This is a genomic window from Burkholderia sp., from assembly GCF_018375725.1.
Taxonomy (GTDB): domain Bacteria; phylum Pseudomonadota; class Gammaproteobacteria; order Burkholderiales; family Burkholderiaceae; genus Burkholderia.
In genome coordinates, this window is record NZ_JAHACR010000210.1 from 1 (window position 1) to 7,604 (window position 7,604).

Below are 7,604 nucleotides of genomic sequence, written 5' to 3' on the forward strand. Positions count from 1 at the left end.
CGCAGGCCCACGCCGGGGCAAGCGCGCCGAACGCGCCAGCTGCCCGACACCGCTTCCGACAGTCCATCCCTGCGAGATGCGCCGATGAGCACGCTGGCCGCCGCCCCTGCACGACGCGCACTCGACACCCGCGCGGTCGGGCTGATGTTGTTGCTATGCGCGATCTGGGGCTTCCAGCAGGTCGCGATCAAGAGCACGAACGCCGCGATCCCGCCGATGTTCCAGGCTGGCCTGCGCTCGGCCATCGCGGCGCTGCTGCTGTGGGGCTGGGCGGCGATGCGCGGCACGCCGCTGTTTCGCGCCGACGGCACCTTCACGGCCGGGCTCGCGGCCGGCGCACTGTTCGCCGGCGAGTTCATCTGCGTGTTCTTCGGCCTGACGCTGACGAGCGCGTCGCGGATGGCGATTTTCCTGTACACCGCCCCATGCTTCACCGCGCTCGGCTTGCACCTGTTCGCCCCCGGCGAACGCATCCAGCGCACACAGTGGATCGGGGTCGGCCTTGCATTCGCCGGCATTGCGCTGGCGTTCGCCGACGGTTTTACAAAGCCGCTCGCGCCCGGCGCGTCGGCGCTCGCCGGGCTGGCCGGCGACGCGCTCGGCATCCTGGGCGGCGCGATGTGGGCCGCAACGACGGTGGTTGTCCGCTCGACACGACTCGCACACGCAAGCGCGAGCAAGACGCTGTTCTATCAGCTCGCGGTATCGGCCGTCGTACTGCTCGGGCTCGCGGCGCTGCTCGGCCAGATCACGTTCGCGCACATCACGCCCGTGTCGATCGCGAGCCTCGCGTATCAGTCGGTGATTGTCGCGTTCGTCAGCTATCTGTCGTGGTTCTGGCTGCTGACCCGCTATATCGCGTCGCGGCTGTCGGTGTTCACATTCCTGTCGCCGCTGTTCGGCGTCGCGTTCGGTGTGATGCTGCTCGGCGAATCGGTCGGCTGGCGCTTCATGTCCGCCGCGGCGCTCGTGCTGACGGGCATCGCGCTCGTCAACGCGCCGGCACGCAAGCGCCCGTAGCCGCCCGTCGTTCGTGACGGAAACACCCTGCGGGCACCGCGCGCGGCACGGCGGTCATCCGGCCTGGCGAGCCGCCGCCAGCGCCTGCGCGACGCCGACATATTCCGCCCCGCTGACGTCTTCCGCCCGCCGCGACAGATCGAAGCCGAGCGCATCGAAATCGACCGTCTCGCGATAATCGCCGAGCGTGTTGCGCAGCATCTTGCGGCGCTGGGAGAAGGCCGCCGTCACGACTTCGCCGAGCACGGCCGGATCGACGTCGGGCAATTCGTGCGGCTCGTACGGAATCATCCGCACGATCGCCGAATCGACCTTCGGCGGCGGCTGGAAGGACTCCGGCGGCACGTCGATCAGCTTGTCCATCACGTAGCGGTACTGCAGCATCACCGACAAACGCGAATACGCCTTCGTGCCCGGTTCCGCGATCATCCGCTCGACGACTTCGTTCTGCAGCATGAAATGCTGGTCGACGACCACGTCCGCGCACGTCATGAGATGGAACAGCAGCGGGCTGGAGATGTTGTACGGCAGGTTGCCGACGATGCGCAGCGACGGCTTGTCGCCTGCTGCGGCGAGCGAGCGGAAGTCGAACGCGAGCGCATCGCCCGCGTGCAGTTCGAGCAGCGGGCCGAAACGCTTCTGCAGCCGCACGATCAGGTCGCGATCGAGTTCGACCGCATGCAGCGGCGACTCGGGCGTCGCCAGCCGCGCGATCAGCGGCTCGGTGAGGGCGCCGAGACCGGGGCCGATCTCGACCATCCGCTGGCCGCGCGCCGGACCGATCGCCGAGACGATCGAGTCGATCACGCCGTGATCGACGAGGAAGTTCTGCCCGAAGCGCTTGCGCGCGAAATGGCCTTGATGCTGTCTGCTGTTCGACATCGGATAAAACGAAAAATGCGTTGAATGGATTCAGGCCGGGCCGCGTTAGGCCGGGCCGCGTCAGGCCGGGCCTCGGCCAGGCCCCGTCAAGCCGGACTGTTGCCGGCCGCGCGGCGATGACGCGCCATCGCGACCGCCGTATCGAGCGCGGCAACCATGCTGCCCGGATCGGCGCGGCCGGTGCCGGCCAGGTCGAGTGCGGTGCCGTGATCGACGGACGTGCGGATGATCGGCAAACCGAGCGTAACGTTGATCCCCTCGCCGAAGGTCGCGTACTTGAGCACCGGCAAACCTTGATCGTGGAACATCGCCAGCACGCAGTCCGCATCGGCGAGATAGCGCGGCTGGAACAGCGTGTCGGCCGGAAACGGCCCGCGCGCGTCGACGCCCTGCCCCTTCGCCCGCACCAGCGCCGGCCCGATCACGTCGATCTCCTCGCGGCCGAGGTAACCGTTTTCGCCGGCATGCGGATTGAGGCCTGTCACGAGGATGCGCGGCGCGGCAAGACCGAAGTCGCGCCGCAGATCGCGATCGATGATCGTCAGCGTCTCGACCAGCCCGTCGATCGTCAGCGCAGCGGACACGTCCTTGAGCGGCAAGTGTGTCGTCGCGAGCGCGACGCGCAGCGGCCGCTCGCCGGTGCCGGCGAGCATCATCACGACGCGCGGCGTGCCGGTGCGCTCCGCCAGATATTCCGTATGGCCGGTGAACGGGACGCCCGCATCGTTGATCGTGCTCTTCTGCAGCGGCGCGGTCACAATCGCGTCGAACTCGCCCGCGAGCGCGCCGTCGATCGCCACGTCGAGCAGGTCGAGCACGTAGCGGCCGTTCGCCGCGTTCAGTTCGCCCGCGCGGGCGGGTTCGGCGAGCGGACGATCGGCGACGGCGACCTGCCCGCCCGCGACGAGCGCGCTCCAGTCGGCGCCGACCGCCGTCGCACGCTCGGCGAGCAGCGCCGCGTCGCCGAGTAGCGTGAAGCGTGCATCGGGCCAGCGCTGCGCCGCGCCGGCGAGCGCCTGCACGGTCAGCTCCGGGCCGACGCCCGCCGGCTCGCCGGTCGTGATCGCGATATGCAGCGCGGGCGACGTCATCGGCAGCGCGCTCAGTTCGACAGCCCGGGGTCGCCGAGCTTGACCTGCACGTACGACGAGTCGCGCAGCTCGCGCAGCCAGTCCGCATAGGCCTGTTCTGCCTTGCGCTGGCCGATCGCCTGACGCGCGATGTCCATCTGCTGCTGCACCGAACCTTCAGCCTCGCGGCGGCTCAGCACCTGAATCAGGTGATAGCCGTACTCGGTGCGGATCGGAATGCTGACCTGGCCATCCTGCAGGCTGTTCATCGCACGCTCGAATTCAGGCACCGTCTCGCCCGGGCTGATCCAGCCCAGATCGCCGCCCTGCGACGCCGAGCCGTCCTGCGAATAGGTGCGTGCGAACTTCGCGAAGTCGGCGCCGGCGGCGACCTGCTTGCGGATGTCCAGCAGTTGCTGGCGGGCCTGCCCTTCGGACTTGCCCTCGCCGACACGCAGCAGGATGTGGCGCACGTGGGTCTGCATGATCTTCGGCGCGGCAGCCGACGCGCCCTGGCTCTGGCGGCGGTCGACGAGACGCACGATTTCGAAGCCGTCCGGCACGCGGATCAGCGTCGGATTGACCTGGCCCGGACGCAGCTTCGACGCGGCTTCGACGACGTCGGACGGCAGCGAGGCGGGCGACTTGTAGCCGAGATCGCCGCCCTTCTTTGCGTCGTTCGCTTCCGAATTGTTCTTCGCCAGGCGTTCGAAGTCCGCACCCGACAGCGCCTGCTGCAACAGCCCTTCAGCCTTCTTCTGCGCGGCTTCGATCTCGGTCTGCGGCGCGTTGGTCGGCGCCTTCACGAAAATATGCTCGAAGCGAAGATCCTGCTGCTGCGACGCGCTCGGCCCGCGCTGGCTCGCGATGTAGCTCGCGACTTCCGCGTCCGACACGGTGATCTTGCTGTCGACTTCGCGCTCGCGCAGCTTCGACAGCATCAGTTCGGTGCGTGCGTCGCTCGTGAAGATGCTCCAGGGCACGCCCTGCGCCTCGAGCCGCGAACGGTACTGGTCGAGGGACATGCCGTTCGCCTGCGCGAGACGCTGCAGTGTCGACTGCACGGTCGCATCGTCGATCCGGATTCCGTCGTCCTTGGCCTTCTGCACCTGGATGCGCTCGAGCACCATCTGGTTCAGCACCTGCGCGCGCAACTGGTCGGTCGGCGGCACCGGCGCGTTCTGCTGCTTCAGCCGGCGCGCAATCAGGCCGACGCGCTGGTCGAGCTCGCGACCCGTGATCACGTCGTTGTTGACGACCGCGACGACTTCATCGGCGAGCCGGGCGCCGTGCAAGCCGAGCGCCTGCGCCGCGGCCGGCGCGGGTGCGAGCAGCGCGGCGGACGAGGCGAGGCTCGATACGACTGCCGCGAAGCGAAGGGTTTTCTTCATTGCCACTGAGACTCCATTGAAATCGGGCTGATCCGGTGCCGGCGCCTGCGGCTGCCGCTCGGGCGCCGCGGCGTTACTGGTAATTGCTGAAGCGGGCCAACGGCGGCGGCGCGGGCGGCAGCGGCGTATAGCCCGGCACGCCCGAGCGGAACGCGGCCACGAGGCCGTTGTCGACGCTCGACAGACCCTTGAGCGTCAGCTGCGCCATGAACCGGGTGGACGAATGCTGCTGTCCCGACGTGTTCACGCCGTTCGCGTACCGTTGGAGACCGACCCCGAGCGCCCAGCAATCAGCGTCGTATTGTAAGCCGAGCAGACCATCGACGATCCGGTCGGCGGCGAGGTCGTAGTTGAAGCGGCCGATCGCGTACAGACGGCGCGTCAGCGGCCATTGCGCGGACACGAGGAACTGGTTGATCGGCTGGCCGTCGAGCGTCGTTCTCGCACGCGTGTAGCGGTATCCGACATTGATCACCTTGCGCAATTCCGGGCTGAAGCCGAAGCCGACGCTCGACTTCACGAGCTGGTGGTTGTCGGCGTTGTACTGGAACGCCGTCTCCGACGCGAAGCCCGCGCCCAGCTTGATCGCCGCGCCGACGATCAGGTCCGAGTGCTGCACCTGCGATTTCGTCTGGCCCGGCGTCAGCGTCACGCGCTGATCCGCGAAATAGTATTGCTGGGCGACCACGAAGCGGGCACGCTCGTCGCCTGTCGCCGGATTGAGGAAGCGCGTCGTCAGCCCGGCCGTCACGCGGTTGGCGTCCGCGATGCGGTCGTTGCCGACGAACGTGTTCGGCTGGAAGATTTCCGCGAGGCCGAAATCGGATTCCGCCGTGTCGAACAGCGGCGCGTTCGACTGGTCCCGGTACGGCGTGTACACGTAGTACAGGCGCGGCTCGAGCGTCTGGATGAAGTCCTGGCCGAACAGCCGCACCGAGCGGTCGAAGATCAGGCCCGTGTCGAAGCTCACGGTCGGGATCGACTCGGTGAACCGCTTCGGAACGTTCGGCGTGCCCGACGACAGGTAGCTCAGGTCGTACGACGCGAAGTGATACTGAATCTTCGGCACGGCAAAATAGCCCGGGCCGTAGACGCCGTACGCAATATACGGATTGAAGACGATCCGGTCGCCCTGCGTCGTGTCGCCGGTCGTGATGCGAAACCGCGAATAATCGGCTTCCGCGCCGAAGTCGAAACCGCCGACGTTGTACTTCGTGTACTTCACGTTGAGCTGCGGCTCGCGGCTGTACGGCGCGATCGACGGCGGCAGCGTCTGCCAGTGCTGGTAGCGCGCGAGCACCGCCCACGGACCGTTGTTGTACGTCAGCCCGGCTTCCTGCTGGTACAGCGTCTGCGTGCCGTTGACGAACTGGTTCGACAGCGACGAGAGGTCTTCCGGATACGTGTTGTCCGAGACCTTGTTGTAGTAGACATAGCCGGCGAAGCCGTTGCCGAAGTTCTGCTGGTGCTGCCAGTAGATCGCGTAGCGGTCACGCTTCGCGAGCGCGTCGTGCGGCAGGTACTCGCCCGTGAACGTGCCCGAATAGCTCGTCGACAGGTAGCGGAACGTCGCCTGCGTCTGCACCCCGCGCTTCGAAATGATGCGCGGCGTGATCGTCAGGTCGCGGTTCGGCGCGATGTTGAAGTAGTACGGCAACGACAGTTCGAAGCCGTTGTTCGAGTTCATCGAGAACGTCGGCGGCAGCAGGCCGCTGCGCCGGTCGCCCGACAGCGGGAACGTCAGTCACGGGCTCGCGAAGATCGGCACGCCCTGGAAGAACAGCACGCCATTGCGGGCCGTGCCTTCGTCGGCGCCGGTATCGAAGTCGAAGCGGCTGCCCTTGATGTACCACGCGGGGTTCGTCTCGCACTGGCACGCGGTGTAGGTGCCGTTGACGAACACCGAGCGCTCGCTGTCGAGCAGGTCGACGCGCTCCGCGCTGCCCGAACCGCCCGTCACGGTGAAGTGGTACTTCGGCGCGGCCATGAAACCCTGGTTCGCCTCGACCTTCAGGTGCGCCTCGGGCCCCGCGAACGACGCGCCGCCGTTGATCACCGTGACCTGGCCGTATGCATCGGCCATGTCGGTGTCCTGATCGTAATGGATCGCGTCGGCCTTGACGGCCGCGTCGCCGCGGCGGATCTCGGCGGAGCCCTTGGCGGCCAGATCCTGGTCGGCCGTGCCGCTCGTATGGTCGGCGAGCACGAAGGTCGCCGGCTTCGCGCCTTCCTTGTGCGGATGCTCCTCGAGCTGGGGCGCGAGACGCAGGTCCCACGGCGAGTCGAGCATCTGCGGCTGCGCAGCCGCGCCCGTCAGCTGCGCATGCGACACGGCCGGCATGAGGCCGGGCACGGCCAGCAGCGCGAGCGCGAGCCGCCGTTTGCGCGGCGCCCCGTCACCGGGGAAAACAATCGGGAATAGCGGTTTGGGCGGCATCTATCGTTTGGCGAATCGCCCCTCGTCAACCCATGCTGTCACGCATCGCGGCCCGCGCAATCGGACCGTGACTGCGGCTGAGCGCATACCAGGGGAGACGATCGGGCGAACGGCACGCCAGGCGGCTGGCCTGCGCGGTGAGAGCTGACACGGGGCGCGTCAAAAAAGTCGTGGGGTATTATATGGCAAGACGTTCCTCCCTCCCCCGAGTTTCATGACGCCCCCATCCGCCGATTCCCGTCTCGACGCACTCGTTGCCTGGCTGCGCCCGCTCGCCGAGCGCTACGCCCTCGATCTCGCCACTCTCGCGCCCGCCTCCGCCGACGCCAGCTTCCGCCGCTACTTCCGCGTCGCGTCGGCCGTGAGCCCCGGCGGCTCGCTGATCGCGGTCGACGCGCCGCCGCCCGAAAAATGCCGCGAGTTCGTGCAGGTCGCGAAGCTGCTCGCCGACGCGGACGTCCACGTGCCGCAAATCCTCGCGCACGATTTCGATGCAGGCTTCATGCTCGTCACCGACCTCGGCCGCACGTCGTATCTGTCGGTGCTCGATCCCGCCGATCCGCTGGCCGCGCGGCCGCTGATGCGCGATGCGCTCGACGCGCTGATCCGCTTCCAGCTCACGTCGGCGCCCGGCGTGCTGCCGCCGTTCGACGAAACCTTCCTGCGGCGCGAAATGGAGCTGCTGCCCGAATGGTTCGTCGGCCGGCATCTCGGCCAGGCGGTGACCGACGCGATGCGCGGCACGCTCGACCGCACCTTCGCGCTGCTGATCGACAGCGCGCGCGCGCAGCCGCAAGGCTTCAT

At 67.8% G+C, this 7,604-nt stretch carries 5 protein-coding genes and 1 pseudogene; 2 read left to right on the forward strand and 4 right to left on the reverse strand.

Translation table 11 applies throughout. From position 1 onward, the window contains the following. Positions 1 to 84: 84 nt before the first annotated feature. Positions 85 to 1,020: a DMT family transporter gene (locus KH616_RS18405; RefSeq protein ID WP_292249143.1), complete on the forward strand. Its 936-nt coding sequence runs from the start codon at positions 85 to 87 to the stop codon at positions 1,018 to 1,020. Positions 1,021 to 1,074: 54 nt separating this feature from the next. Here the strand turns inward: KH616_RS18405 and rsmA are convergent, their stop codons facing one another. The 4 genes and pseudogenes from rsmA to KH616_RS18425 all read right to left on the reverse strand — a co-directional run bounded on the left by rsmA (position 1,075) and on the right by KH616_RS18425 (position 6,800). Beyond that, complete coding sequence (gene rsmA, locus KH616_RS18410) at positions 1,075 to 1,902, reverse strand: 16S rRNA (adenine(1518)-N(6)/adenine(1519)-N(6))-dimethyltransferase RsmA (protein ID WP_292249146.1); 828 nt, start codon at positions 1,900 to 1,902, stop codon at positions 1,075 to 1,077. Between the two features lie 86 nt (positions 1,903 to 1,988). Further along, entirely contained in the window at positions 1,989 to 2,993 is a 1,005-nt protein-coding gene (pdxA, locus tag KH616_RS18415; RefSeq protein ID WP_292249149.1) for a 4-hydroxythreonine-4-phosphate dehydrogenase PdxA, read from the reverse strand. Between the two features lie 11 nt (positions 2,994 to 3,004). Continuing rightward, a complete protein-coding gene (locus KH616_RS18420) occupies positions 3,005 to 4,363 on the reverse strand; it encodes a peptidylprolyl isomerase (protein ID WP_292249152.1) in 1,359 nt (452 codons plus the stop codon). A gap of 73 nt (positions 4,364 to 4,436) precedes the next feature. After that, positions 4,437 to 6,800 (reverse strand): annotated as a pseudogene (locus tag KH616_RS18425) (LPS-assembly protein LptD). Between the two features lie 214 nt (positions 6,801 to 7,014). Here KH616_RS18425 and KH616_RS18430 point away from each other — a divergent pair. Next, a partial coding sequence (locus KH616_RS18430; RefSeq protein WP_292249155.1) for a phosphotransferase occupies positions 7,015 to 7,604 on the forward strand: 590 nt, incomplete at its 3' end.

What these genes read in the sequence shown, in the direction of transcription:
- rsmA (WP_292249146.1), bottom strand. Translation starts at nt 1,902, where the DNA reads ATGTCGAACAGCAGACAGCATCAAGGCCATTTCGCGCGCAAGCGCTTC.
- KH616_RS18405 (WP_292249143.1), top strand. Translation starts at nt 85, where the DNA reads ATGAGCACGCTGGCCGCCGCCCCTGCACGACGCGCACTCGACACCCGC.
- KH616_RS18420 (WP_292249152.1), bottom strand. Translation starts at nt 4,363, where the DNA reads ATGAAGAAAACCCTTCGCTTCGCGGCAGTCGTATCGAGCCTCGCCTCG.
- pdxA (WP_292249149.1), bottom strand. Translation starts at nt 2,993, where the DNA reads ATGACGTCGCCCGCGCTGCATATCGCGATCACGACCGGCGAGCCGGCG.